24 protein-coding genes and 2 tRNA genes are annotated in these 24,392 nt (G+C 65.9%); 15 read left to right on the top strand and 11 right to left on the bottom strand.

All coding sequences use genetic code 11. From position 1 onward, the window contains the following. Positions 1-109 precede the first annotated feature (109 nt). Positions 110-1,036, top strand: a complete 927-nt coding sequence (gene yegS, locus ACIGII_RS07625; protein WP_399636301.1) for a lipid kinase YegS — start codon at positions 110-112, stop codon at positions 1,034-1,036. 46 nt (positions 1,037-1,082) lie between these two features. Here the strand turns inward: yegS and ACIGII_RS07620 are convergent, their stop codons facing one another. From ACIGII_RS07620 to ACIGII_RS07605, 4 genes are read right to left on the bottom strand one after another with little or no spacing between them, the layout of a single operon-like run. Then, positions 1,083-1,964, bottom strand: a complete 882-nt coding sequence (locus ACIGII_RS07620; protein ID WP_399636299.1) for an ankyrin repeat domain-containing protein — start codon at positions 1,962-1,964, stop codon at positions 1,083-1,085. A 36-nt stretch (positions 1,965-2,000) separates the two neighbouring features. After that, on the bottom strand, positions 2,001-2,879 hold the full coding sequence (locus ACIGII_RS07615; protein ID WP_399636296.1) for an ankyrin repeat domain-containing protein: 879 nt from the start codon (positions 2,877-2,879) through the stop codon (positions 2,001-2,003). 35 nt (positions 2,880-2,914) lie between these two features. After that, positions 2,915-3,796, bottom strand: coding sequence for an ankyrin repeat domain-containing protein (locus ACIGII_RS07610; RefSeq protein ID WP_399636294.1), 882 nt, complete (start codon positions 3,794-3,796; stop codon positions 2,915-2,917). 36 nt (positions 3,797-3,832) lie between these two features. Continuing rightward, positions 3,833-4,693: an ankyrin repeat domain-containing protein gene (locus tag ACIGII_RS07605; protein ID WP_399636291.1), complete on the bottom strand. Its 861-nt coding sequence runs from the start codon at positions 4,691-4,693 to the stop codon at positions 3,833-3,835. Between the two features lie 113 nt (positions 4,694-4,806). On the opposite strand from ACIGII_RS07605, the gene ACIGII_RS07600 reads away from it, so the two are divergent. From ACIGII_RS07600 to ACIGII_RS07575, 6 genes are all read left to right on the top strand, one after another. Then, complete coding sequence (locus ACIGII_RS07600) at positions 4,807-7,212, top strand: XVIPCD domain-containing protein (RefSeq protein ID WP_399636288.1); 2,406 nt, start codon at positions 4,807-4,809, stop codon at positions 7,210-7,212. A 408-nt stretch (positions 7,213-7,620) separates the two neighbouring features. Then, entirely contained in the window at positions 7,621-9,096 is a 1,476-nt protein-coding gene (gene trpE, locus ACIGII_RS07595; RefSeq protein ID WP_399636285.1) for an anthranilate synthase component I, read from the top strand. A 70-nt stretch (positions 9,097-9,166) separates the two neighbouring features. Then, entirely contained in the window at positions 9,167-9,745 is a 579-nt protein-coding gene (locus ACIGII_RS07590; RefSeq protein WP_399636284.1) for an anthranilate synthase component II, read from the top strand. 31 nt (positions 9,746-9,776) lie between these two features. Next, on the top strand, positions 9,777-10,814 hold the full coding sequence (gene trpD / locus ACIGII_RS07585; protein WP_399636281.1) for an anthranilate phosphoribosyltransferase: 1,038 nt from the start codon (positions 9,777-9,779) through the stop codon (positions 10,812-10,814). Between the two features lie 63 nt (positions 10,815-10,877). Further along, positions 10,878-11,681 carry an indole-3-glycerol phosphate synthase TrpC gene (trpC, locus tag ACIGII_RS07580; RefSeq protein ID WP_399636280.1) on the top strand — a complete coding sequence of 268 codons (804 nt, stop codon included), beginning with the start codon at positions 10,878-10,880 and terminating at the stop codon, positions 11,679-11,681. Next, entirely contained in the window at positions 11,678-12,391 is a 714-nt protein-coding gene (locus ACIGII_RS07575; protein ID WP_399636278.1) for a haloacid dehalogenase-like hydrolase, read from the top strand. The genes trpC and ACIGII_RS07575 overlap by 4 nt, the downstream gene beginning before the upstream one ends. A 185-nt stretch (positions 12,392-12,576) precedes the next feature. On the opposite strand, the gene ACIGII_RS07570 is transcribed toward ACIGII_RS07575, so the two are convergent. Further along, positions 12,577-13,338, bottom strand: a complete 762-nt coding sequence (locus ACIGII_RS07570; RefSeq protein WP_399636276.1) for a sulfite exporter TauE/SafE family protein — start codon at positions 13,336-13,338, stop codon at positions 12,577-12,579. Between the two features lie 77 nt (positions 13,339-13,415). Further along, positions 13,416-14,081, bottom strand: a complete 666-nt coding sequence (gene crp, locus ACIGII_RS07565; RefSeq protein ID WP_399636274.1) for a cAMP-activated global transcriptional regulator CRP — start codon at positions 14,079-14,081, stop codon at positions 13,416-13,418. Between the two features lie 171 nt (positions 14,082-14,252). Between crp and speD the strand changes: the two genes are divergently transcribed. Together speD and ACIGII_RS07555 are read left to right on the top strand one after the other, a co-directional pair. Then, positions 14,253-15,047, top strand: coding sequence for an adenosylmethionine decarboxylase (gene speD, locus ACIGII_RS07560; RefSeq protein ID WP_017354544.1), 795 nt, complete (start codon positions 14,253-14,255; stop codon positions 15,045-15,047). 167 nt (positions 15,048-15,214) lie between these two features. Next, complete coding sequence (locus ACIGII_RS07555; protein ID WP_399636271.1) at positions 15,215-15,532, top strand: DMT family transporter; 318 nt, start codon at positions 15,215-15,217, stop codon at positions 15,530-15,532. Between the two features lie 260 nt (positions 15,533-15,792). Here ACIGII_RS07555 and coq7 read toward each other — a convergent pair whose 3' ends face one another. Further along, positions 15,793-16,437 carry a 2-polyprenyl-3-methyl-6-methoxy-1,4-benzoquinone monooxygenase gene (gene coq7 / locus ACIGII_RS07550; protein WP_399636270.1) on the bottom strand — a complete coding sequence of 215 codons (645 nt, stop codon included), beginning with the start codon at positions 16,435-16,437 and terminating at the stop codon, positions 15,793-15,795. A gap of 181 nt (positions 16,438-16,618) precedes the next feature. Between coq7 and rplM the strand changes: the two genes are divergently transcribed. Next, positions 16,619-17,047, top strand: coding sequence for a 50S ribosomal protein L13 (rplM, locus tag ACIGII_RS07545; protein WP_017354548.1), 429 nt, complete (start codon positions 16,619-16,621; stop codon positions 17,045-17,047). Positions 17,048-17,049: 2 nt separating this feature from the next. Further along, positions 17,050-17,442 (top strand): 30S ribosomal protein S9, encoded by a 393-nt coding sequence (rpsI, locus tag ACIGII_RS07540; protein ID WP_399636267.1) that lies wholly within the window; start codon positions 17,050-17,052, stop codon positions 17,440-17,442. A gap of 100 nt (positions 17,443-17,542) precedes the next feature. On the opposite strand, the gene ACIGII_RS07535 is transcribed toward rpsI, so the two are convergent. Then, positions 17,543-18,178 carry an RNA pyrophosphohydrolase gene (locus ACIGII_RS07535; RefSeq protein ID WP_145478928.1) on the bottom strand — a complete coding sequence of 212 codons (636 nt, stop codon included), beginning with the start codon at positions 18,176-18,178 and terminating at the stop codon, positions 17,543-17,545. A gap of 120 nt (positions 18,179-18,298) precedes the next feature. Here ACIGII_RS07535 and ACIGII_RS07530 point away from each other — a divergent pair. From ACIGII_RS07530 to bfr, 4 genes are all read left to right on the top strand, one after another. Continuing rightward, a tRNA-Met gene (locus ACIGII_RS07530) sits at positions 18,299-18,375 on the top strand. Between the two features lie 49 nt (positions 18,376-18,424). Continuing rightward, a tRNA-Gln gene (locus ACIGII_RS07525) sits at positions 18,425-18,499 on the top strand. Positions 18,500-18,658: 159 nt separating this feature from the next. Beyond that, positions 18,659-18,862, top strand: a complete 204-nt coding sequence (locus ACIGII_RS07520) for a bacterioferritin-associated ferredoxin (RefSeq protein ID WP_399636264.1) — start codon at positions 18,659-18,661, stop codon at positions 18,860-18,862. Positions 18,863-19,027: 165 nt separating this feature from the next. Continuing rightward, positions 19,028-19,498: a bacterioferritin gene (gene bfr / locus ACIGII_RS07515; RefSeq protein ID WP_399636261.1), complete on the top strand. Its 471-nt coding sequence runs from the start codon at positions 19,028-19,030 to the stop codon at positions 19,496-19,498. Between the two features lies 1 nt (position 19,499). Here bfr and ACIGII_RS07510 read toward each other — a convergent pair whose 3' ends face one another. From ACIGII_RS07510 to ACIGII_RS07500, 3 genes are read right to left on the bottom strand one after another with little or no spacing between them, the layout of a single operon-like run. Next, positions 19,500-21,788 carry an ATP-binding protein gene (locus ACIGII_RS07510; RefSeq protein WP_399636371.1) on the bottom strand — a complete coding sequence of 763 codons (2,289 nt, stop codon included), beginning with the start codon at positions 21,786-21,788 and terminating at the stop codon, positions 19,500-19,502. A 38-nt stretch (positions 21,789-21,826) separates the two neighbouring features. Continuing rightward, positions 21,827-23,728 carry an EAL domain-containing protein gene (locus ACIGII_RS07505; protein WP_399636259.1) on the bottom strand — a complete coding sequence of 634 codons (1,902 nt, stop codon included), beginning with the start codon at positions 23,726-23,728 and terminating at the stop codon, positions 21,827-21,829. Continuing rightward, positions 23,729-24,346 carry a DUF4126 domain-containing protein gene (locus ACIGII_RS07500; protein WP_399636257.1) on the bottom strand — a complete coding sequence of 206 codons (618 nt, stop codon included), beginning with the start codon at positions 24,344-24,346 and terminating at the stop codon, positions 23,729-23,731. Between the last annotated feature and the right edge of the window lie 46 nt (positions 24,347-24,392).

Here is a 24,392-nt window from a genome sequence, read left to right as displayed (position 1 = left end):
CTGCTATGGACTTCCATTCTCCGGGCGATCAGTGACCGTTTGATGACGTTCACTGCGCCTGAGCCACCGGGCTGGTAGCCTGCGCCTCCCCCTCCCATGGAAGTGCGGTATGCGTGGTCCTCGCTGGCGTCTGATCCTCAATGGCAAGTCCACGGGCAACGTCGAGCTGCGCGAGGCGGTGCATGCGCTTCGCGAGCAGGGGGTGACGCTCGAGGCCCGGGTCACCTGGGAAGACGGCGACGCCGAGCGTTACGTGGCCGAAGCCATCGAGCACGGCGTGGATACCATCATCGCCGCCGGTGGCGACGGCACCCTGAGCGAAGTGGCGGAAACGCTGGCCCACCGCGACGATGCGGCGGACGCGCTGCCGACCCTGGGGCTGGTGCCGCTGGGCACGGCCAATGACTTCGCTACCGCGGCGGGCATTCCCGACGAGCCGATCCAGGCGCTGCAGATGATCCTCGCCCAGCCGGCATGCCCGCTGGACCTGCTGCGGATCGACGCCGACGGTGACCTGTGGTGGTGCGCGAACGTGGCCAGCGGGGGCTTCGGCACCGAAGTGACGGTGGAGACCGACGAGGGCCTGAAGAAGGTGCTCGGCGGGCTGGCCTACCTGGTGACCGGCATCTCCCGCCTGGGCCGGATCGAGCCCATCCAGGCCCGGCTGCGCACCCCGGATTTCAGCTGGGAGGGCGGCTTCATCGCGCTGGGCATCGGCAACGGCCGCCAAGCCGGCGGTGGCCAGGTGCTGTGCCCCGAAGCGCTGGTCAATGACGGCCTGCTCGATCTCACCGTGATCCCGGAGCTGAGTGGCGAAGTCGCCTCGACCCTGGGCGCATTGATCCGTGGCGGCAAGCAGGGCGCGCTGGAGCAGGTCGCAGAACGCACCCGCGCGCCGTGGGTGGAAATCGAGGCCGACGAGCCGATGACCCTCAACCTGGACGGCGAACCGGTGCGCGCGCGCCGCTTCCGCATCGACTGCGTGGCAGCACGCGTGCGCATGCACCTCCCGCTCGACAGCGCGCTCCTGCAGTAGGCTGTTGCCGCACCGCTCGCCGTAGAGCCGGGCCCTGCCGGGCTGCTCAGAGCAGCGGAATATCCTCTTCCCTGGTCGGGAAGCCAAACGCCTCCCGCTTCTTGCGAATGTGCTCAGGCATCGGCGGACGCGGGATGTTGCGCGCGATCAGCCATTGCTGACATTTCTTCTGCCACGGAAGCAGATCGGGTGTTGTGATTTCCCAGTAGATGTCTTCGACCATCTTCTGCCTGGCGGTGCCATCCGATCTACTGGCCGACTGCTTCGACATCGTGGGGTCCGCGCCATGCTCAAGCAGCCAGTAGGCAGAATCGAATCCCCCTCGTCTTGTGTACCAGCTCAGAACCGTGTCATCGCCCATGCTCAGGCTGGATTCGTTGATGTTCGCGCCGTTCTCAATCAGCGTCTGGATGTTCTTCCACTGGTTCCCACTAAGGAATGCCTGAAGCAGGAGAGTCTCATTGTTGATGTTGCGTGTGTCCGGGTCGCCGCCATGTTTGAGCAGAAGCTCTAGGTAGCTTGGATCGTCCATTTTGGCTGCGTAGACCATGGCATTGTTGAAGTGAATCATCTCTCCATTCATGTGCTTGGACTCACGCACATTAGGATCAGCGCCCGCCTCAAGTAGCGCCCTCAGCCCCGCCAAGCTGCGGGCGCGTAGTGGCCACGCAATCAGTGGTATGCCATCGCGGCGTGCAAAGGAAGAGTCGGGATCTACGCCTTCATCTTTGATCAAGTGGCGGATGGTCTCCGCGTCCCCAGTCTCGGTTGCGACGGCAAGCTGCAACGCTTTGCCGTTGAAATAGTCGCCAGCGCCATGTGAAGACGACGCCGCGCAGCCACTGACCATGAGCAAAGTAAGTAGCGCCATGGCGGCGAGTGCAATTTTCCTGAAAACGGTGGTTGCAGGGGGCGAAACCAGTCTCAATTCTCGTCCTCGAAAGGGGGCAGGATGGGCAAGTCTTTAGAGAAGAGGCACGTCTTCTTCTTTGGTTGGGAACCCAAACGCTTCACGCTTCTGCCGGAGGCCGTCCGGCATGGGCGGCGGTGGAATATTCCGAGCGACCAGCCACTGCTGGCATTTCTTCTGCCAGGGCAGGAGATCTGGCGTGGTCACACCCCAATAGATGTGCTCCGCCATGATCATTCGATTGGGCTTGCCCGACGTTTTAGGCGGGGTAAGCATGATCGTCGGATCCGCACCATGCTCCATCAACCAGTACGCATGTTCGAAGGCGCCGCGAGTGGTATACCAGCTCAACACCGTATCGGCGCTTCCCCGATTTGCCTCATTGATGTTCGCACCATTCTCGACCAGGAGTTTGACGTTCTTCCACTGGTTGCCAGAGATGAAGGCCTGGAACAACAAGGTCTCGTTGGCAGAGTTACGAGTGTTGGGATCCCCGCCATGCTTGAGGAGCAGCTCAAGGAAGCGTGGATCGTCCATCTTGGCGGCGTAGACCACCGCGTTGTTGAAGCGGAGTTCGCGACCCTCCACTTGCTTCACCCGACGCGCGTTCGGGTCGGCGCCGTTTTCCAGAAGTGCGCGCATTCCCTCCAGGTTCCCTGCGCGCAGGGGCCATGCGACCAAGGGAATACCGTCGCGCTTGGCGAAGACACTGTCGGGATCGACCCCTTCATTTTTGATCAGTCGGCGAATGGTTTGCATATCGCCGGTTTCGGTCGCGATAGCCAACTCCAATGCCTTCCCATCGAAGTGGTCATCGGCGCCATGCGAAGAAGCTGCCGTGCAGCCACTGAACACAAGAAGCATCAGCCATGCGGTTACCGCCAGCGCGGCCTGCACTACATGAGTTGCTTCAACCTGTGGCAAGCCTTTCAACGCCGGTGCTCCGAGGATTCAGGATAGATGCCTTGTCAGAGAAGGGGGACGTCCTCTTCTCTCGTGGGGAACCCAAAGGCTTCACGCTTCTTGCGGATGTGCTCAGGCATCGGTGGACGCGGGATGTTTCGTGCGACCAGCCATTCCTGGCACTTCTTCTGCCAAGCCAGAAGTTCGGGCGTGGTGACGCCCCAGTAAATCTCCTCAACCATCATCTGTCGCGATGGAAGGTTGGATCCAGCGGGCGGGCGCGACGGAATGGTCGGGTCTGCGCCATGCTCCAGCAGCCAATAGGCAGAATCAAATCCACCCCGGCTGGTGTACCAACTCAGAACCGTGTCATCTCCCTTGCTGAGGTTGGACTCGTTGATGTTCGCGCCATGCTCCAGCAACGTCTGGATGTTCTTCCATTGATTGCCGCTGAGGAACGCCTGCAACATCAGCGTTTCATTGGCAGAATTGCGCGTGTTTGGATCTCCACCATGCTTCAGGAGCAACTCCAGAAATCGCGGGTCTTCCATTTTCGCGGCGTAGACCATCGCGTTGTTGAAGTGAATCTCTCTGCCGTTCATCTGTTTCACTTCGCGCGCATTCGGATCGGCCCCGTTGTCCAGCAGTGCGCGAAGGCCTTGCAGATTGCCTGCGCGGAGCGGCCACGCCACGATGGGGATCCCATCGCGACGCCCGAACGTAGAGTCGGGATCGACCCCCGCATCCTTGATCAAGCGGCGGATGGCTTCCGCGTCACCAGTCTCGGTAGCGACGGCGAGCTGCAACGCCTTGCCGTCGAAATAGTCGCCAGCGCCATATGAAGAAGATGCCGTGCAGCCACTGACAAGAAGTATAGTCAGAAATGCGATGGCAGCGGATGCAATCTTCGCGGCATGGAGTGCTTCAGGAGCGGGAAGTATTCTCAACTCTGGGGCTCGGAGAGGTTGAGGAGGGGCGCATTCTTAAAGAAGAGGAACATCCTCTTCTCTCGTTGGGAAGCCAAAAGCTTCGCGCTTCTGTCTGATTCCGTCTGGCATTGGCGGACGCGGGATGTTGCGCTCGATCAGCCACTGCTGGCACTTCTTCTGCCACGGTAGAAGATCCGGAGTGGTGATGCCCCAGTAGATGTGTTCCGCAACGAACATGCGGTCCGGCTCGCCGACTGATGACTTGAGCATCACACTCGGGTCCGCGCCGTGCTCGAGAAGCCAGTAAACGTGCTCGAAGGCGCCACGTCCGCTGTACCAGCTGACAGGGGTATCGGAAGGGCCGAGGCTGGGCTCATTCACGTCCGCGCCGCCCTCGACCAACTGCTTGACGTTGCTCCACTGGTTGCCGCTGATGAATGCCTGGTAGAGCAATGTTTCGTTGTTGGAGTTGCGCGTGTTGGGGTCGCCACCATGCTGCAGGAGCAATGCGAGAAAGCGCGGGTCGTCCATCTTGGCGGCGTAGACCATGGCATTGTTGAAGTGGACCACCTCACCGTTCATCTGCTTCACCAGCCGCGCATTGGGGTCTGCGCCGTTTTCCAACATGGCGCGCAAGCCATCCAGGTTCTTGGCCCGCAAGGGCCACGCCAGCAGTGGAACGCCATCGCGGCTGGAAAATGACTTGTCGGGTTCAACACCGTCGTCCTTGATAAGCCGCCGAATGGCATCTACATCGCCGTCTTCGCTGGCGATCGCCAGCTTCAAATCGCTCCCTGAGAAATACTGGTCTGCACCATGTGCGGACGTCGCGGCGCACCCACTGAGCGCAAAAAGTGTGAGCCATGCCGCACTTAGAAGCGTTTTTGTCATCAAGTTGTGAAGGCTCGCGCGCATGATCATCCTGATGTTGAGCCCCTGAAGGGGTGACATTAGCAAAACGTTCTGTTATTCGATAACCAGCGCGGTTCGGGGGGGGCGCGCGCCTTCACTGTGCAATGGAGCTTGCCATGAGTGGTCCCGATACTGAAACGCGCGCCCGCGCCATCCAAGAACAGAGTCGTCTTGTCGAGCAGCTGCGTGAAAGCGGCAACGATAGCGAAGCGGATCGTCTGCAGGAAACCTACCATGCGAGCGAGATGGCGGGTCTTGCCGCCGATGTCTATCAATCAGCCAAGGGCGATGGCAAACCACCTGTCGGTTGGATCCGCGCCAGTGCTGATCCGGAGGCCCTTCGAGCCGCTGGCATCAATATGACAGATGAAGAAGTTCGCAATCATCTCAGTCCCACGCAGTCTGGGTTCCGCGCAGAGATTTACGTTCCTGACAAGGGCGTATTGGGTGAGGGGGCCAAGCCGGTCGTCGTATTCAAAGGCTCGACAGGCGAAATCATCGATCCTTCCGTTCCGAGTGGTCGGCGCGAATCTGGCGGCGAGGACTTCCTCAACAATGGCCAGCAGGGTATCGGCATGCGTAGCGATTACTACGATCGCGCCATGACGCTGGCGGTACGTCTGCAAGACCGGGTCGGCAACAACTTCGAAATCGCCGGCCATTCGCTCGGCGGCGGCATGGCCTCCGCCGCCTCCGCCGTCACCGGTGCCCGCGCCACTACCTTCAATGCCGCCGGCCTGCATCCCGACACGCCCGCGCGTTTTGCCAAAGAAAACGGTCTGCCGACCTTCAATCCGCAGCAGACAGTGCACACCTACCAGGCCGCTGGCGAGGTGTTGAATGATGTACAGAACGGCATGCAGAAGCTCAGCGACGAACAGCGCGGGGGCTACGGTGTGCTCGCCAATGAGATGGGAATGCTGCTGAAAGAGCCGGCCATGCAGAAGCTGGTCGGCGACAAGCTTCGCGAGATGATGCCGGCGGGGGCGCAGACCTCGGCCGCGCAATTCGTCGAACAGCTGGCAACCAAGCCTGGGCAGGAGGCGCTGCGAAACATCCCGGTGGCGGCGGGCAAGCTTGAGTTGTTGCTTGACTCCAAGATGGTCGACCAAAGTGCCAAGGACGCCAGCATCGTCGACCGCCCGAACGTGGCCGCACCCAGCCAGGTGGCCGAGCTTGCTGGCCCGCTGTCACACGCGCTGCATGCCACTGGCTACGGTATGCGCGGTGGCCGCATCATCGGCGAGCAGGTCGAGCGGGTCGGCGCAGCTGGCGCGCACGTGCTGGACAGGGCGGGCGACGGTGCCGAGGTCGTGCTCAAGACCCAGGGCATGGCGATTGGCCAAGTGGTGAACTTCGGGTCTGTCACCCTGCAGGTCAGCACCAAAGCCAGCACCACTGTGATTGCGTCCGGACGCGAGCTGACCGGCGGCATCGAAGCCACCCTGCATAGGGCCGAATCGCAGGCGCGCTCGGGTGGCATGTCGGCACTGTCGTGGATAACCGACAAGGTCGGCCTGGACAGCGTGTCCGAGCGTCTGGCCAAGGAAGCCGAGCGCACCCGCAACGACGGCGAACACCGGGCACAAAGCGCCACCCGCCACGCGCAGTCCGACGCAGATGGCATCCGTGCGATGGGCGACCGCAGCGCCGCCGCCATTGGCCACAATGGTCAGTGGGTGGCGGGCAAGCTACAGAACGGGTTCGCCACCGCCGGCGCCTATGTGGACAGCGGTTACGATCTGGCTGCGTCCCATGTGAAGGGCATCAGCGCGCACGCTCCGGCCGTCTTCGCTACGGTGGGCGGAGCAGGGGCCGGTCTCACCACGGCCGCGGCCACCCACGTGCCGGCGGGGCCGCCACCGCTGGCGCTGCACAACCTCTCAAACCTCGCCAAGTCTGCGCGGGTGATCGAGGGGCTCAGCCCTTCCTTCGGCGAGGCGGCAGCGCGCCACGGCATGGCCGATACCGTCATTCCGAGTCTCGATGCCGAGCTGATCAAGCAGGAAGCGCGGGCGCGCGCGCTGCTGGAGCAGCATGAGCGCATCCAGCACCCGACGGAGAAGCACGCGGCCGTCGCCGCCGAGCCGTCCACGCTGGTGGTCGGCATCAACGATCCCGGCCACAGGCAGTACCACATGTTCCAAGGCGCCCAAGCCGGGGTGCACGGCATCGATGCCGCCCACAACCGCGTGCCCGACCTGCAGAGTGACCAGCTGGCCGGTGCGCTGGCGGCGAAGGCCACGCAGGAGGGTCTGGAGCGCATCGAGCGGGTCGTGCTCAGCGAGGACCGCACCCGCGTGTTCGCGGTAGATACCCAGGATCTCACCTCCGTGCACCGCCACCTGGCGCAGGTGGACGTGGTGGCCGGCCGGCAGCAGCCGCTCAGCGTGAGCACCGAGCAGGTGGCCGAGGTCAACCGCCAGCAGGAACGCGCCGCTGCTGCCCCGGCGCTGGTGGCTGACCTGGGCGCCGAACAGCAGCGCGAGCAGGAGCAGCAGGCGGCGCGCCGGATGGGATGAGGCGGGGCAGGTGGGGACCGGCGGCGGCCGCTGGAACGGCAGGAACGGCGGGATTGGTTGGAACGGCGGGACCGACGGGAACGCCTGCACCGGCGGGAATGCCTGGAACGGCCGCAACAGCTGGAACGGCTGGAACGGCTGGAACGAGGGTAGTGCCGACTGTTAGTAGGCTGCTTGACCGGGCAGCCGACTAACAGTCGGCGCTACCTCCGCCACCTCCGCCTGAGGCCATTGTCCATCCGGCCGCGCCACGGCCCGGGTTCCATCCGGTGGCGCCAATGCGGTACAGTCGCCGGGTGTCCATTCTGACGACCCCGCATACCCTTTCTTCCGCTCGCCGTGGTTGGCGATGGTGGCCTGTTGCCGTCGTCCGTCCCGCCACCGCCGTTTCCCGGAAGGAAAGTCGTCTTGATCACGCTCGAGCAGTTCCAGCAGCAGGCCGCTGAAGGCCACACCCGCATCCCCGTCGTCCGTGAAGTGCTGTCCGACCTGGACACGCCGCTTTCGGTCTATCTGAAACTCGCCGACGGCCCGCACACCTATCTGTTCGAATCGGTCGAAGGCGGCGAACGCTTCGGGCGCTATTCCATCATCGGCCTGCCGGCCCGCCGCGTGTACGCCTTCCACGGCCACACCCTGACCGTCAGCGAAGCGGGCCAGGTGGTCGAAACCCGTGACGTGGCCGACCCGTTCACCGAAGTGGAGGCGCTGCGCAGCGCCCATTCGGTGCCCAAGCTGGCCGGCCTGCCCGGCTTCACCGGCGGCCTGGTGGGCTGGTTCGGGTTCGAATGCATCGGCTACATCGAACCGCGCCTGGCTCCGCCGCGCGGCCGCGACGAGCTCGGTACCCCGGACATCCTGCTGCTGCACTCCGAAGAACTGGCGGTGTTCGACAACCTCAAGGGCCGCCTGTACCTGATCGTGCACGCCGACCCGGGCCAGCCCGGTGCATGGGACGAGGCGCAAACGCGGCTGGACGGCCTGGTGGCCAAGCTGCGCGCACCCGGCGCGGGCTACCCGGTGCCGATCACCCGCGACGTGCTGGACGAAAACGACTTCGTGTCCGGCTTCACCCGCGAAGGGTTCATTGCCGCCGTGGACAAATCCAAGGAATACATCCGCGCCGGCGACATCTTCCAGGTGGTGCTCAGCCAGCGCCTGAGCGTGCCGTTCAAGGCGCGCCCGGTGGATGTTTACCGTGCACTGCGCGCGCTGAATCCGTCGCCGTACATGTACTTCCTCGACACCGGCGACGTGCAGGTGGTCGGCTCCTCGCCGGAAATCCTCGTGCGCCTGCAGGACGGGGAAGTGACCGTGCGCCCGATCGCCGGTACCCGCCCGCGCGGCGCCACGGTGGAAGAGGACAACGCACTGGAAGCCGAACTGCTGGCCGATCCGAAGGAGCGCGCCGAGCACCTGATGCTGATCGACCTGGGCCGCAACGACGCCGGCCGCGTTTCCAAGGCCGGCACGGTGGAAGTAGGCGAGCAGTTCGTGATCGAACGCTACAGCCACGTCATGCACATCGTCAGCGAAGTGACCGGGCAGCTGCAGCCGGGCCTGAGCTACGCCGATGTGCTGCGTGCCACGTTCCCGGCCGGCACGGTCAGTGGCGCACCGAAGATCCGCGCGCTGGAAGTGATCCGCGAGCTGGAGCCGATCAAGCGCAATGTCTACGCCGGCAGCATCGGTTACATCGGCTGGCACGGCGATGCCGACACCGCGATCGCCATCCGTACCGCGGTGATCAAGGACGGCCGCCTGCACGTGCAGGCCGGTGCCGGCATCGTCTACGACTCGGACCCGGGCAATGAATGGGACGAGACCATGAACAAGGGCCGCGCATTGTTCCGCGCCGTCGCCCAGGCCGCCAAGGGCCTGTAATTCACCCGGTTGCCGGCCAACGGCCGGCGCTACCGATTCCGTATTGCATCCTTGATTCCAGGAATTTGCCATGTTGTTGATGCTCGACAACTACGACAGCTTCACCTACAACCTCGTGCAGTACCTGCAGACGCTGGGTGCCGAAGTAAAAGTGGTGCGCAATGACGCGTTGAGCGTCGATGAGATCGCCGCGCTCGCGCCCGAGCGCATCGTGATCTCGCCCGGCCCGTGCACGCCCAACGAAGCGGGCGTATCACTGGAGCTGATCCGGCGGCTGGGGCCGACCACGCCGATCCTGGGCGTGTGCCTGGGCCACCAGGGCATCGGCCAGGTGTACGGCGGCGATGTCATCCGCGCCGGCACCATCATGCATGGCAAGACCTCGCCGATCCGGCATGAAGGCAAGGGCGTGTTTGCCGGCCTGCCGGACCGCTACCAGGCTACCCGCTACCACTCGCTGGTGGTGGACAAGACCACGCTGCCGGACTGCCTGGAAGTGACCGCCTGGACCGAGAACGAGGACGGCACCATGGAAGAGATCATGGGCCTGCGCCACCGCGAACACCCGGTGGAAGGCGTGCAGTTCCACCCCGAATCGATCCTCACCGAGCACGGCCACGCCCTGCTGAAGAACTTCCTGCAGCGCTGAGGCGCCGCATCCGTACTGCAAAGGAATCCACATGACCTTCTCCCCCCAGGAAGCCCTGCAACGCACCATCGAACACCGCGAGATCTTCTTCGACGAGATGGTCGACCTGATGCGCCAGGTGATGCGCGGTGAGGTGTCGCCGGTGATGACCGCCGCGATCCTCACCGGCCTGCGGGTCAAGAAGGAAACCGTGGGCGAGATCGCCGGTGCTGCGACGGTGATGCGCGAGCTGGCGCTGGCCGTGCCGGTCGAAGACCGCACGCATCTGATCGATATCGTCGGTACCGGTGGCGACGGCTCGCATACCTTCAACATCTCTACCTGCGCGATGTTCGTGGTGGCGGCGGCGGGCGCGAAGGTCGCCAAGCATGGCAACCGCAGCGTCTCGTCCAAGTCCGGCAGTGCCGATGCGGTCGAAGCACTGGGCGCGATCATCGAGCTGCGTCCGGAGGAGGTGGCCCGCGCGATCAGTGAAACCGGCATCGGCTTCATGTTCGCCCCCATGCACCACCCCGCCATGAAGGTGGTGGCCCCGGTACGGCGCGAAATGGGCGTGCGCACCATCTTCAACATCCTCGGCCCGCTGACCAACCCGGTCGGTGCCACCAACGTGCTGATGGGCGTGTTCCATCCCGACCTGGTCGGCATCCAGGCACGCGTGTTGCGCGAGCTGGGCGCCGAGCGCGCCATGGTGGTCTGGGGCCGCGACAACATGGACGAGATCTCGCTGGGCGCCGGTACCCTGGTGGGCGAGCTGCGCGATGGCAAGGTGCGCGAGTACGAGATCCACCCCGAAGACTTCGGCATTGCCATGTCGGCCAGCCGCAACCTCAAGGTGAGCGGGCCGGAAGAATCCATCGCGATGCTGCGTGGAGTGCTCGACGACCAGCCCGGGCCGGCGCTGGACATCGTGGCGCTCAATGCCGGCGCGGCGCTGTACGTGGCCGGCGTGGCCAGCAGCATCGCAGACGGCCTGGCCCGTGCCCGTGCGGCCATCGCCGACGGCAGCGCACGCCAGCGCATGCAGGATTACGTGGATGCCACCCAGCGCATCCGCCACGCGGGCTGAGCCCGATTTCACGCTTTGCTGCCGGCTGGCCGATAATGGCCGGCCTGAAGGACCCCGAACGACATGAGCGACAAGAGCGACATCCTCGAGACCATCCTGGCCCGCAAGGCCGTTGAAGTGGCCGAGCGCCGTGCGCGGGTTCCGCTGGAAGCGCTGCAGGCGCGCCTGGCCGAGGCCCCGCCGGTGCGCGGCTTCGCCGAGGCGCTGCGCGCGGCGATCGCGGCCGGTGACCCGGCGGTGATCGCCGAGGTCAAGAAGGCCAGTCCCTCCAAGGGCGTGATCCGCCCGGACTTCCACCCGGCCGATATCGCGGTCAGCTATGAATTCGGCGGTGCCAGCTGCCTGTCGGTGCTGACGGATGTGGACTTCTTCCAGGGCGACGATGCCTACCTGCAGCAGGCGCGCGGGGCCTGCACGCTGCCGGTGCTGCGCAAGGACTTCGTGATCGACGCCTACCAGGTCTACGAAGCCCGCGTGCTGGGTGCCGACTGCATCCTGCTGATCGTGGCCGCGCTGGAAGACCGCCAGCTGGCCGAGCTGTCCGACCTGGCGATGCAGCTGGGCATGGACGTTCTGGTGGAGGTGCACGACATCGACGAACTGGAGCGCGCCATCCAGGTGCCGGTGCCGCTGATCGGCATCAACAACCGCAACCTGCGCACCTTCGAGGTGTCGCTGCAGACCACCCTGGACATGCGCCAGGCCGTCCCGCGCGACCGTCTGCTGGTGACCGAAAGCGGCATCCTGGGCCCGGACGACGTGGCGCTGCTGCGCGGCAACGGGATCAATGCGTTCCTGGTCGGCGAGGCCTTCATGCGGGTGGAAGAGCCCGGCGAGGGCCTGCGTCAGCTATTCTTCAGCGCATGACTGCGATCTACCCGACTCCGCGCGACGACGCGCCGCTGGTGGTCTTCGACTTCGACCACACCCTCTACGACGGTGACTCGGGCAGCCACCTGTTCGCTTCGCTGATCAAGCGCAATCCTTTGCGGCTGCTGGCCGCACTCCTGGTGACGCCGCTGGCCGGACCGCTGGTGGCGATGCTGCCGACCCGGCGTACCGGCATTTCGGTCTATGTCTGGATCGCCACGTTCGGCCTGCACCGGGCGCGCGAATTCAACCGGGTCATCGACGCCTACGTGCTCAAGCATGAGGCACAACTGCGCGCCAAACTGCTGCCGCAGGCATTGGAGGTGTTCGCCGCGCACCGCGCGCAGGGCGACCGCGTGGTGGTGGCCACCGGCGCGCCGCCGGAGCTGGCGCGGGCAATCCTGGCCTTCGTCGCCCACCAGGGCGTGCCGGTGATCGGCAGCGAAGTCGGGCCACGCCTGGGCGCGGTCGGCGCCACCCGCCACTGCCATAACGAAGAGAAGATGCGCATGCTGCGCGAGCGCGGCTATGGCGACATCGACGTGGCCTATTCGGACAGCACCGCCGACCTGCCGCTGCTGCTGGCCGCGAAGGAGCCGGTAGTGGTGAACCCGAAGGTGTCCAAGGTCGCGTACTTCCAGCAGGTGCTGAAGCCCGGTACCCGGATCCTCAATTGGGGTTGCGTGGATCGCGGCGGCGACCGCTGAGGTCGCTATCTGCGGGGCCGGCCGACGGCCGGCGCCGCAGAGGCGTATCGACCAACGGTCGATACCTACCGGGTGCGTCTTGCCGGGATGTGCAGCGGGCGCCCCGGCCCCACCCCGGTGGGACCCCCGGCCTCACGCCGGTAGCGCCCTACCGTTGGTAGGGCGACGGCGCACAGCGCCGCGCGTTACCCCGCCAGCCAGCCGTGCACCGCGCCGCCGATCTGGTACAGGCTGATCGACAGCACCAGCACGCCCACGGCCACCAGCACCCAGCGCTCCTTGACCCGCTTCACCAGCACCGCGGCCAGCGGCGCGGCCATCATGCCGCCGATCAGCAGGCCGGCCACGATGTTCAGGTATTGCAGCCCCATCGACAGCAGGAAGGTGATCGACACCGCCAGGGTCACCACGAACTCGGCGGCATTGACCGTGCCGATGGTGGTGCGCGCCTGCCCGCCACGGGCGAGCAGGGTGGAGGTGGCCACCGGGCCCCAACCGCCGCCGCCGCTGGCGTCCAGCAGGCCGGCGAAAAAGCCCAGCACCGGGACCCGCTTCACTTCCTGGCGCGGCACCAGCCGCCCAGCCGCGCGCAGCAGGATGAAGATCGCCAGGACCAGCAGATAGGCGTAGATGAAGGGGCGGATGGCCTCGCCCGGCAACTGGGTCAACACGTAGGCGCCCACCACCCCGCCGACCGCGCCGGGCAGGGCCAAGCGCAGGAACAGGCGCTTGTCCACATTGCCGGCGACCAGGTGCGAAACGCCGGAGGCGCCTGTCGTGAACACCTCGGCGGTATGCACGCTTGCGCTCACCGCTGCGGGCGGAATGCCCATGCTGAGCATCACCGACGAGGACACCAGCCCGAACGCCATGCCCAGCGCGCCATCGACCAGCTGCGCGCCAAGCCCGATCAGGATGAACCAGTAGAATTCGCTGCCAGGAGTCATGCCATCACCCTAACGGCAATGCGTGAACGACGCTGTCATGGCCGTCGGTAGCGCCGGCCGTTGGCCGGCAACCGGAATCACCGGGTGCCGTACAGCACCACCGTCTTGCCCCGGGCATGCAGCAGCCCGTCGCTCTGCAGCTTCTTCAGCACGCGGCCGGCCATCTCACGCGAGCAGCCGACCAGCCGCGCCAGCTCCTGGCGGGACACCCGCAGCTGGGTGCCCTGGGGGTGGCTCATGGCTTCCGGCTCGCGGGCCAGATCGTGCAGGGTCCGTACGATACGGTCGGTGACATCCAGGAACGCCAGCCGGCTGGCCTTGCGGCTGGTGTCCAGCAGGCGCTTGGACACCTGCTGCCCCAGCGCGTACAGCAGCCGTGGGGCATCGGTGGAGAGCGGCCCCAGGAACAGCTGGTGCAGGCGCTCGTAGCTGATCTCGGCCAGCTCGCAGGGGGTACGGGTGCGCAGGATCACCTCGCGGCGTTCGGTTTCCACGAACAGGCCCATCTCGCCCACGAACTCGCCCGAGCCGAAGTAGCCCAGGACCAGCTCACGGTCGTCATCTTCCTCGGCAATTATGGAGACCGAGCCGCTGATGACGTAATAGAGGGTGCCGGCAGGGTCGCCAGGGCGGAAAACATCGGTGCGGGCCGGGTAACGGCGTCTGTGGCTGTGGGCCAGAAAGCGGTCAATGGTGGCGATGTCCAGGGCCAATGGACTTGTGGCAAGGCGCACAGATGACACGTTGAGGCGCTCCCTTTGCTCATGAACAATTCACGGCTATGTGCCGCGAGCTTAACGATCAGGGTTGTGAAGGGCAAACCCCAACACAGCAACTTGTTTCAATGCAAGTTTCGCCCTCGATCAGTTTGCCCCATAATTGATCCTTTCCCACCACACACAGGATCGACCGCCGTGGTCAAGCCGTTGCCTCGCCTGAGGTTGCAGGGTTTCAACAACCTCACCAAGGCGCTGAGCTTCAACATCTATGACGTGTGTTACGCGCGCACCGAAGAGGAGCGCCAGCGTTACATTGAATACATCGATGAAGAGTACAACGCCGATAGGCTGACTCAAATCTTGACCGATGTCGCCGAGATCATCGGCGCCAACATCCTCAACGTCGCGCGCCAGGACTACGATCCGCAGGGCGCGTCGGTGACGATCCTGATCTCCGAAGAACCGGTGATCGACAAGAAGCTGGCGGGCAAGGAGCTGATCTCCGATGCCGTGGTAGCGCACATGGACAAGAGCCACATCACCGTCCATACCTACCCCGAAACCCACCCGCAGGAAGGCATCGCAACGTTCCGCGCGGACATCGATGTGGCTACCTGTGGCGTGATTTCGCCGCTGAAGGCGCTGAACTACCTGATCGAGAGCCTGGAATCGGACATCGTGATCATGGACTACCGCGTCCGTGGCTTCACCCGTGACGTGAAGGGCAAGAAGCACTACATCGATCACAAGATCAACTCGATCCAGAACTTCCTGGCCAAGAACATCAAGTCGCGTTACGAGATGTTCGACGTCAACGTCTATCAGGAAAACATCTTCCACACGAAGATGCACCTGAAGGACTTCGACCTGGACCAGTACCTGTTCGAGGAAAAGGCCAAGAACATTTCGTTCAAGGAACGGATGAAGATCGAAGCGCTGCTCAAGCGCGAGATCGAAGAGCTGTTCCACGGGCGCAATCTGTCCGAGTAAGACCCCGCGACACCGTTCGGGCCCCGGCCCGGATGGCGCCGCACCAGGCGGGACGTCCCGCTCTGTGGAACATCTGTTTTGCGCAGAATCAATGTTCCACGGCATGCTACCGACGACGGTCCGGTGTGAAGACACCGGGCCGTTTTGCTTTTGTTTAGGAGGCACCCATGCCCTGGATCTACCTGCTGCTGGCCGGCATCTTTGAAATCGGCTTTGCGATCGGAATGAAGTACTCGGACGGCTTCAGCAAACCGTTGCCTACGCTCGCCACGGTGGGCGCGGCGCTGGTCAGCCTGTACCTGATGAGCCAGGCGATGAAGAGCATCCCGGTCGGCACCGCCTACGCGATCTGGACCGGCATTGGCGCCTTGGGCGTGGCCACGCTGGGCATCTTCCTGTTCGGCGACAGTGCCTCGGCGCCACGCCTGGCCTGCATCGGCCTGATCGTGGCCGGGGTGACCGGGCTGAAACTGGTTTCGGGGTGAGCCCGCCTTCGGCGCCGCCCTACCAACGGTAGGGCGCTACCACGTGCCTCCCGCCACGGTGGATCCATGGCCGCCGCGGATTCCCGGCGGCGCATCGCCGATCACCATGCATCCCGATCACGCCGGATCCCCGTCACGGTGGATCGCCGATCACGCCGGATTGCCGATCACCGCGGCCCCCGATCCCGCTGGATCGCCGATCAACGCGGACCCCGATCCCGCCGGAGCTGCGGTAGGTATCGACCGTTGGTCGATACGCGTTACAACCGGTACGCGATGGTCTTCATGGCCTTGGATGCCAGGGCCATCACCCCCGGGATCGGGAAGGGCAGCTTCCGCGCGCCGGCGTGTTCGGCATGGTCGGCGTGCCTGGCCTCGTCGATCTTCATCACCTTGAGGATCTCGCGGCTGCGCTGGTCGACCGGAGGCAGGGTGTCCAGATGTTCGTCCAGATGGGCTTCCACCTGCCGCTCGGTTTCCACCACGAAGCCCAGGTTCCAGCCATCCCCGCGCAGCCCGGCCAGGGTGCCGATGGTGTAGCTGCCGGCGTACCAGATCGGGTTGAACAGGCTGGGACGGCTGTCCAGCTCACGCAGGCGCCGGGCGCACCAGGCAAGGTGATCGGTTTCTTCCTGGGCCGCTTCCAGCAGGTGCGCGCGGGTTTCCGGCTCGCGCGCTACCGCGGCCTGGCCGAAATACAGGCCCTGCGCGCAGACCTCGCCCACATGGTTGATCCGCATCAGGCCTGCCGCATGGCGGCGGGCAGGCGCCGGCATCGGCGCGTCCGGCGTCGCTTCGGCCGGGTAGGGGCGGCTTGCCGGCGGGTTCCCGAACACCGTGTCCAGGGCACGCTGGGCCTCGGTCAGCAGGTGGTCGAGCGGGGTGATCTGGCGGAGCACGGTCATGCGGGAAGGCGTCGCAGCGGGGGAGGCTTGATTCTGGCCCCCGGGAGCGGCCCTGCCAACCCGCCGCCGGGGCGATTTGCATGTGCGCGGGATGGCCGGTACAATCCCGCCTCTTCACAACGCGTGGCAGAGTTCCGGCCGCTCCATGGCCGCAATGAGCCCGACCTACCTGAGTTCTTCCATGAGCACTTTCACTGCAAAGTCCGAGACCGTCCAGCGCGACTGGTATCTCGTCGACGCCTCCGGCAAGACGCTGGGCCGTCTGTCCACCGAGCTGGCCCGCCGTCTGCGCGGCAAGCACAAGCCGGTCTACACCCCCCACGTTGATACCGGTGATTACCTGGTTGTCATCAATGCAGAAAAGATTGCCGTCACCGGCAACAAGCTGCAGGACAAGCTGTACCACCGCTTCACTGGCTACATCGGCAACCTGAAGACCGAAACCCTGGCCCAGGCGCTCGAGCGCCACCCGGAACGCGTCATCGAAACCGCCGTCAAGGGCATGCTGCCGAAGGGCCCGCTGGGCCGCGCCATGTACCGCAAGCTCAAGGTGTACTCGGGTTCCGAGCACCCGCACGCCGCTCAGCAGCCCCAGGTTCTGGATATCTAATCATGGCTATCACTCAAAACTACGGCACCGGCCGCCGCAAGTCCTCCACCGCCCGCGTGTTCCTGCGCAAGGGCGCCGGCACCATCACCGTCAATGGCCGTCCGCTGGACGAGTTCTTTGGCCGTGAGACTGCACGCATGATCGTGCGTCAGCCGCTGGAACTGACCAAGAACACCGAATCGTTCGACATCGTGGTCACCGCCGCTGGCGGCGGCACCACCGGCCAGGCCGGTGCGATCCGCCTGGGCATCGCCCGCGCGCTGGTCGAGTACGACGAAACCCTGAAGTCCGAGCTGCGCAAGGCTGGCTTCATGACCCGTGACGCCCGTGAAGTCGAGCGTAAGAAGGTCGGCCTGCACAAGGCACGTCGCGCCACCCAGTTCTCCAAGCGCTGATCCATCGCGCCTGGCGTGGGATCCTTCGGGATCCCGCTGGGAGGAACGCAAAAGCCCGGCTTCGGCCGGGCTTTTGTCGTTCCAGGACCCGAAGCGCGGCTCAGACCGCGCCCGGTTCGCCCTTGGCCTTGCTGCGGGGCCAGTAGCCGCCGCCCCGCTTGGGTGCCGGTGCGCGCTTGCGTGGGCGGTCGTGCCCCGCTGCATTGCCGGGCATCCACGCTTCCTGCGCCGACCGGGGCATCGAGTCGACGCCGCTGCCGGCCACGCCCCGCGCCAACGGGGCCAGGTGGCGCAATGCCCGCGCGTACACGCCGCGCTTGAACATCACCACGTGTTCCACCGGGTACCAGAAGTCGACCCAGCGCCACTGGTCGAACTCGGGGCTGTCGGTATGGTCCAGTTTCACGTGCGATTCGTCGCCGGCCAGGCGCAGCAGGAACCACACCTGCTTCTGGCCGATGCAGACCTGCTTCTCATTGCGGCGGACAGCCCGGGCCGGCAGGCGATAGCGCAGCCAGCCCGGCGTCGCGCCAAGCACTTCCACGTGCTCGGGCAACAGGCCGGTTTCTTCATGCAACTCGCGATACATGGCTTCGACCGGCGTCTCGTCGGTATTCATGCCGCCCTGCGGGAACTGCCAGCCATCCCGGCGCACGCGTCGTGCCCAGAACACCTGCCCGTCCTGCCGCATCAGCACAATGCCGACGTTCGGTCGATAGCCGTCCGGATCGATCACGATGCGGACTCCTAGAAAATCTACTGTCCGGGACTGTGACACGCCCGCTGCCCACTCACAAGCGCGGTGAAAAAGTGTTGACAGATTCCGTTTACATCCCCAGAATTGCCGGCTCACCAGGGCTATGTAGCTCAGCCGGTTAGAGCACAGCACTCATAATGCTGGGGTCGGTGGTTCGAGTCCACCCATAGCCACCAAGTTCGCTTGGTTTACTGGTGAAAAAGTGCAATAATCGCACGCCTGTTTTGCCCCGTCGCCAAGCGGTAAGGCACCTGACTCTGACTCAGGCATTCGGTGGTTCGAATCCATCCGGGGCAGCCAAACACTGAAAAGACCGATCGAAAGATCGGTCTTTTTTTTTGCCTGAACGGGCGGCAGGCTGAACGGTATCGAGAATGATTCATTTACGAAATTGACAACCATTCTCGTTTCGATTGGAATAGTCAAAGGCCGATCCGGGCCTGTCTGACGAGTCCGCACGTGTACGTCTGCATCTGCAACGGGGTTACCGACCACCAGATCCGCGAAGCCGCCCAGAGCGGTGTCGCCAGCGTGTCCGAGCTGACCATGCGCACCGGCTGCGGTGCCACCTGCGGCTCCTGCCTGGACATGGCGGCCGACCTGCTGAGCCGGGCGCGCAACACCCATGACCTGCCGCTGCCCGTGCTGGGGTTGGTTGCCTGACGGCAACCGCCAGGGCTACCCGACCAACGGTCGGGTACTACCGGATCGTTTCAGCACGCGGGATGGCATTCCGCCGAAAAGCGCGACCGAGCATGATTCGCGTTCCCTCATTGTGTGCGGGGACGCGCTACAGTGCCCGCGTTTTCACGCTGCAGGAGCACGCTCATGAAAGGCGACGCCAAGGTCATCGAATTCCTCAACAAGGTCCTCTACAACGAGCTGACCGCGATCAACCAGTACTTCCTGCATGCCAAGATGCTGAAGAACTGGGGTCTGAAGGAACTGGCCGACCACGAATACAAGGAGTCGATCGAGGAGATGAAGCACGCCGACGTGCTCTCCGACCGCATCCTGTTCCTTGAGGGACTGCCGAACTTCCAGGCGCTGGGCAAGCTGCGCATCGGCGAAAACCCCACCGAGATCCTGCAGTGCGACCTGGCGCTGGAGCGTGAGGGCACCGTGACCCTGCGCGATGCGGTGGCCTACGCCGAATCGGTGGGCGACTATGTCAGCCGCCAGCTGTTCGTGAAGATCCTCGACAACGAGGAAGAGCACATCGACTGGCTGGAAACCCAGCTGGAGCTGATCGAGCGTATCGGCGAGCCGAACTACCTGCTCACCAAGCTGGAAGAGTGACTCACCGCGTCGCGGTGGCGCGCACGCTGGCCTGGTAGCCGGCCAGCGCCAGCCGCGCACGCGCGTACTCGGCAATCAGCAGCGCCACGGCCACGGCCGGGCGCTCCAGCGTGCCGGCGCGGGCGTCGTGTTCGATCCGGCGCGCCGCGACCGACAACGCCATCGCCCCGACGTTCGCACTGGCCGATTTGAGGCTGTGCGCCAGCGCGCGCAGCTTTTCCAGGTCGCCGGCGACCGAGGCGTCCTGGAGCTGCCGGATCAACGGCGGGGTGTCTTCCAGGAAGACGGCGATGATGATGGCCGTCTCGGCACCGATCACGTCCTGCAGCTCGTCCAGCACCGCCGCATCCAGGATGACGGGCGCACCCTCGTCGCTGCCCTCGTCGGCCACCCGCGCGGGCAACGGCGGCGGCAGCGGAGTCGGAGCTGGCACCCCTGCCGGCGCAATGCGCAGGTCTGCGGCGTGGTCGTCCATCGTCAGCTGCCAGCGCAGCAGGCAGGCCTGCAGCGACTCGCGGTTGACCGGCTTGGAGAGGTAATCGTCCATGCCCGCCTGCAGGCAGCGCTCGCGGTCGCCGGCCATGGCGTTGGCGGTCATCGCCACGATCGGCAGGCGGCGGCGACCTTCGGCCGCTTCCTGCTCACGCCAGCGCCGGGTGGCGCCGTAGCCGTCGAGCACCGGCATCTGGCAATCCATCAGCACCAGGTCGAAGGCGTGGTCCTGCAGCTGCTGCAGGCCCTGTTCGCCATCGCCGGCGGTGGTGACGGTGCAGCCGAGCACCTGCAGCAGGCGCTGGGCGACCAGCAGGTTCACGCTGTTGTCTTCCACCAGCAGCACGCGCAGCCCCAGTTGCGGCGCATCCACCGGGCCGCTGTAGGGGTCCACGCTGGCCAGCAGGGGCGCCGGGCGGGCGCTCACCACTGCCGGGCGCAGCAGCGCGTGCAGCTCGGCGTCGCCGGCATCGCGCGGCAGGACCTGGGCGTGTTCGCGCAGCAGCGCGGGCAGCGGCTCGCTGCCCTGCAGCCACACCAGGCGCGGCGATGGCGTGCGGGCGTCCTGCTGCACCGCGCGGTGCAGCGCGGTGGCGCCGTGGCGCAGCGCGTGCGTGTCGGCGATCACCCAGACCAGGTCCGGTTCGATGCCCGCACGTACCGGCGCGCGCAGCACGTCCAGTGCGGCCGAAGCGCTGTCCAGGGTATGCAGGCGGATGTCGTGGTGCTGCAGCACGCGCTGCAGGCGCTGCACCAGCAGCGGGTCTTCGCTGACCAGCAGCGCGCGCGTGGTGACCGGCGCGGCCGGCAGGTCGCCGGCTACCTTCAGCAGCGGGATCTCGAACCAGAACGTGGCGCCGTGGCGCGGGGTGGAACTGACGCCGATCTTGCCGTGCATCAGGTCGATGATGCGCTTGCAGATCGCCAGGCCCAGGCCGGTGCCGCCGTAGATGCGCGTGGTGGAGGCGTCGGCCTGGCTGAAGGACTGGAACAGCCGGGCCTGCAATGCACCATCGATACCGATGCCGGTGTCGATCACCTCGAAGCGCAGCTGGTGCTGGCCGGCGGTTTCGCCCTGGCGGGTCACGCGCAGGCGGATCTGGCCGCGCTCGGTGAACTTGATGGCGTTCACCATCAGGTTGCCCAGTACCTGGCGCAGCCGCACCGGGTCACCCCGCACCGACAGCCGCACCGCCGGGTCCAGTTCCAGCGAGACCGCAAGGCCTTTGGCCTCGGCGCTGCGCTGCATGAGCTGGACGATGCCTTCCAGCAGTTCGCGCAGGTTGAAGGTGGTGATCTCCAGGTCCAGGCCTTTGGCTTCCAGGCGGGAGTAATCCAGGATGTCGTCGACGATCCGCAGCAGCTGCTGCGAACTGACCGTGGCGGTCTGCAGCATCTGCCGCTGGTCGGTGCCCAGCTGGCCGCGCGCGATCAGGTCCAGCATGGGCAGGATTCCGTTGAGCGGGGTGCGGATCTCGTGGCTCATGGTGGCCAGGAACTCGCCCTTGGCCAGCGCCGCGGCTTCGGCGGCCTGCTTGGCCTGCAGCAGCTCCTGCTCCAGCAGGTCCTGCTTCTGCATGGCGCGCTGCAGGTGGTCGCGTTCACTGGCCACTGCCTCGTGCCGGCGTTGGCCGAGGGCCAGCTGCGCCTGCAGCTCGCGCCAGCGACTGACTGCTGCCAGGGCGGCGATCACGCCAACGGCGGCGGTGCCGGCGGCGATGATCGCCCAGGGGCCGTTGGCGCCGGCCGCCGCCATCCCGCTGGCGGTGGCGGCCAGGGCCGCGGCGATCGCGGCCAGCCAGAGTGCGAAGGGAACCCGTCCTTGGGCCGCCATGGTCAGAGCACCGCGGTGTGGAAGTCGAAGTTCAGTTCGCTCCCGGCCGACTGCACCATGTTGCCCTGGATGTAATCGACCCCGCCCATCCACATGGCGGCGGCCGCCTGCGGGTCTTCGATCTGCTGCCCGATGATCATTGCCCCGGCCCGGTGCGCGGCATCGATCGCCGCGCGCAGCTCATCGCGGGTCTGCTGGTTGGCGTGGCTGCTGGAGAAGCGGGCGGCCATGCGCACGAAGGCCAGCGGCAACTGGCCCAGCAGCGCGTTGGCCTCGGCGCCCGGTTCGAACTGGCTCAGGCAGAAGCGCACCCCGGCCGCGCTCATCCGCGAGCAGAACTGCTGCAGGGTCACGGTGTGGATCAACGCATCGGGCAGGCGCACGTCGATGATCAGGGAGCTGCCAGGCAGTCCGCGCTGCTGCAGGGTTTCCAGCAGCCAGTCGGCAAAGGCGTCGCGCGCCAGCGTGCGCAGCGACTGCGACACGAACAGGCTCAGCGGCTGGGTCGCGTGGCGGTACAGGTCGAGCAGGCCCAGCGCATGGTCCAGCACCTGCTGGTCCAGGTCGGCGATGCGCCCGGCCGCTTCGGCCGCCGGGATCACCTGGCCGGCGTTGAGCACGCTGCCATCGGCCTGGCGCAGGCGCAGCAGCACCTGGTACTGCGCGGTGTTGCCGCCGGCCACCGCCACGATCGGCTGGTACGCCGGTTCGAGCTGACCCTCGAGCATGGCCAGGTGTTCCTGCGCGGCAACGTCCTCGCGGCGCACGTGCGCGGCCACGCCGGATGGCAGCAGCCGCGCCTGCAGCGTGGTGCGCTCCACCGCTTCCAGCGCGGTGCCGGCATCGCCGAAGCCGCCGGACAGGCGCGCATGTCCAACCACGCCGCGCAGGTGCACCGATTCCTCGTCGCGGATCACGAACGAGCGCGCGGACAGCTCATCGCGCAGCCGGTGCGCCATCGCATCCAGCGATTCCTCGTCCAGGCCCCGGGCCAGCACCAGGAAACTGTTGTCGTTCAGGCGCGCCAGCAGGTGGGGATGTGCGTTGTCGGCCAGGCGTTGCGCAGCCTGCACCATCAGCCGCTCGAACGCGGCGTAGCCATAGCGTTCGCGCAGGCCCAGCGCGCTGGCCACCTCGATGAAGAACAGGCCGCCCTGGTCGCCATGGGCCAGCGCGGCGGACAGCTGCTGCATCACATGGTGCCGGGTCGGCAGGCCGGTCTCGGGGTTGTTCATGGCCGGCGCGCCGTGTGCGCCCGGCTGCATGGCCGCCTGCGCGCGGGCGCGGCGGATGCGGTTGGATACCGCGGCGATCAGGTGGCGGGGCCGGATCGGCTTGCTCAGGAAGTCGTCGGCGCCGCTGTCGAGCACCTCGAACTGGCGCTCCGGGTCCGGGTCGCCGCTGAGGAACACGATCGGCAGCAGCTGCTGGCCCGGCTGCTGCCGGATCAGGGCGGTCAGGCGCATGCCGTCCAGGCCCGGCAGGTGCAGATCCATCAGGATCAGGTCCGGGCGCTGTTCGTTGATGACCTGCTGCACGCCTTCGGCGTCGCTGTGCACGATCGCTTCCATGCCCGCGCCATGCAGCACGCTCTGCGCGAACAGCGCCTGCGAGCGGTCGTCCTCCACGATCAGCACGCGGTAGGGCGCTTCACTGCCCAGCGGCAGCTGCTCGGCTTCGTCCTGCCACTGCGCCGGCGGCAGAATCGGCGGCACCGGTGCGGCGGACGCGGCCGTGCCCGGATTGAGCGGCACTACGTTGCTGGGCACGCGGACCGCCGCGGACGCCGCCGCGCTGGCCCACCGCTGCCAGTGGTCGGCGGGCGGAGTTTCGGCGCGGGTGGCGCGGGTGGATGCAACAGCGTTGTCTTGGACGGCCATCAGTACTCCCTGTCTGCGGCGCAATTATGCGGTATCGCGGGTGGCTGGATCGCGGCTGGCCGGTTGTCGCAGCAGCCAGCGCATGCCCTTCCACAGCGTGCGCCACACCAGCCAGACCACCAGCGCGCCGATCAGGCTGCAGGCGATGACCACCACCAGCGCGACCCACGGGTGCGCCAGCGCCAGCGCCAACCCGCCGACCACCACGGTGTCTTCCGCCGCCGACGCCACCCAGTTGCTGGCCGGCTCGGGCGAGGTGTTGAGCAGGGCGCGGGTGCCGGACTTGAGGCCATGGCTGGCCAGCGCCACGCCGGCCCCGGCCGCCAGCACCGAGGGGCTGAGCTCGCCGCTGGGCGACAGCGTCGCCGCGGCCAGGAACGCACCGGCGGGCACCCGGGCCAGGGTCTGCACCAGGTCCCAGGCCGAGTCCACTCCGGGAATCTTGTCGGCCACGAATTCGGTGATGGCCAGCGCCGCCGAGGTGCCCAGCACCCACCAGGATTCGGTGGCCTGCAGGGCCGGCGGCAGCTCCACCCAGCCGAGCAGGCCCGCCAGCCCGACCCCGAACACGGTCAGGTACACGCGGATGCCGGCCAGCCAGGCCAGCAGGATGCCGATCACGAACAGGTGGGCCTCGGTCATGCCAGGCGCTCCGGCGACAAAATGTGCACAGGCCCACACTATCGGG

The organism is Stenotrophomonas sp. NPDC077420 (assembly GCF_044543385.1).
GTDB lineage: Bacteria > Pseudomonadota > Gammaproteobacteria > Xanthomonadales > Xanthomonadaceae > Stenotrophomonas.
This window is presented reverse-complemented; position numbering and strand designations above follow the sequence as displayed.

Coding starts and splice junctions, on each gene's coding strand:
- rplM (WP_017354548.1), top strand. CDS start 16,619: ATGAGCACTTTCACTGCAAAGTCCGAGACCGTCCAGCGCGACTGGTAT.
- ACIGII_RS07555 (WP_399636271.1), top strand. CDS start 15,215: ATGCCCTGGATCTACCTGCTGCTGGCCGGCATCTTTGAAATCGGCTTT.
- yegS (WP_399636301.1), top strand. CDS start 110: ATGCGTGGTCCTCGCTGGCGTCTGATCCTCAATGGCAAGTCCACGGGC.
- trpC (WP_399636280.1), top strand. CDS start 10,878: ATGAGCGACAAGAGCGACATCCTCGAGACCATCCTGGCCCGCAAGGCC.
- trpD (WP_399636281.1), top strand. CDS start 9,777: ATGACCTTCTCCCCCCAGGAAGCCCTGCAACGCACCATCGAACACCGC.
- ACIGII_RS07570 (WP_399636276.1), bottom strand. CDS start 13,338: ATGACTCCTGGCAGCGAATTCTACTGGTTCATCCTGATCGGGCTTGGC.
- ACIGII_RS07575 (WP_399636278.1), top strand. CDS start 11,678: ATGACTGCGATCTACCCGACTCCGCGCGACGACGCGCCGCTGGTGGTC.
- coq7 (WP_399636270.1), bottom strand. CDS start 16,437: ATGACCGTGCTCCGCCAGATCACCCCGCTCGACCACCTGCTGACCGAG.
- rpsI (WP_399636267.1), top strand. CDS start 17,050: ATGGCTATCACTCAAAACTACGGCACCGGCCGCCGCAAGTCCTCCACC.
- ACIGII_RS07500 (WP_399636257.1), bottom strand. CDS start 24,346: ATGACCGAGGCCCACCTGTTCGTGATCGGCATCCTGCTGGCCTGGCTG.
- ACIGII_RS07590 (WP_399636284.1), top strand. CDS start 9,167: ATGTTGTTGATGCTCGACAACTACGACAGCTTCACCTACAACCTCGTG.
- bfr (WP_399636261.1), top strand. CDS start 19,028: ATGAAAGGCGACGCCAAGGTCATCGAATTCCTCAACAAGGTCCTCTAC.
- ACIGII_RS07600 (WP_399636288.1), top strand. CDS start 4,807: ATGAGTGGTCCCGATACTGAAACGCGCGCCCGCGCCATCCAAGAACAG.
- ACIGII_RS07605 (WP_399636291.1), bottom strand. CDS start 4,693: ATGCGCGCGAGCCTTCACAACTTGATGACAAAAACGCTTCTAAGTGCG.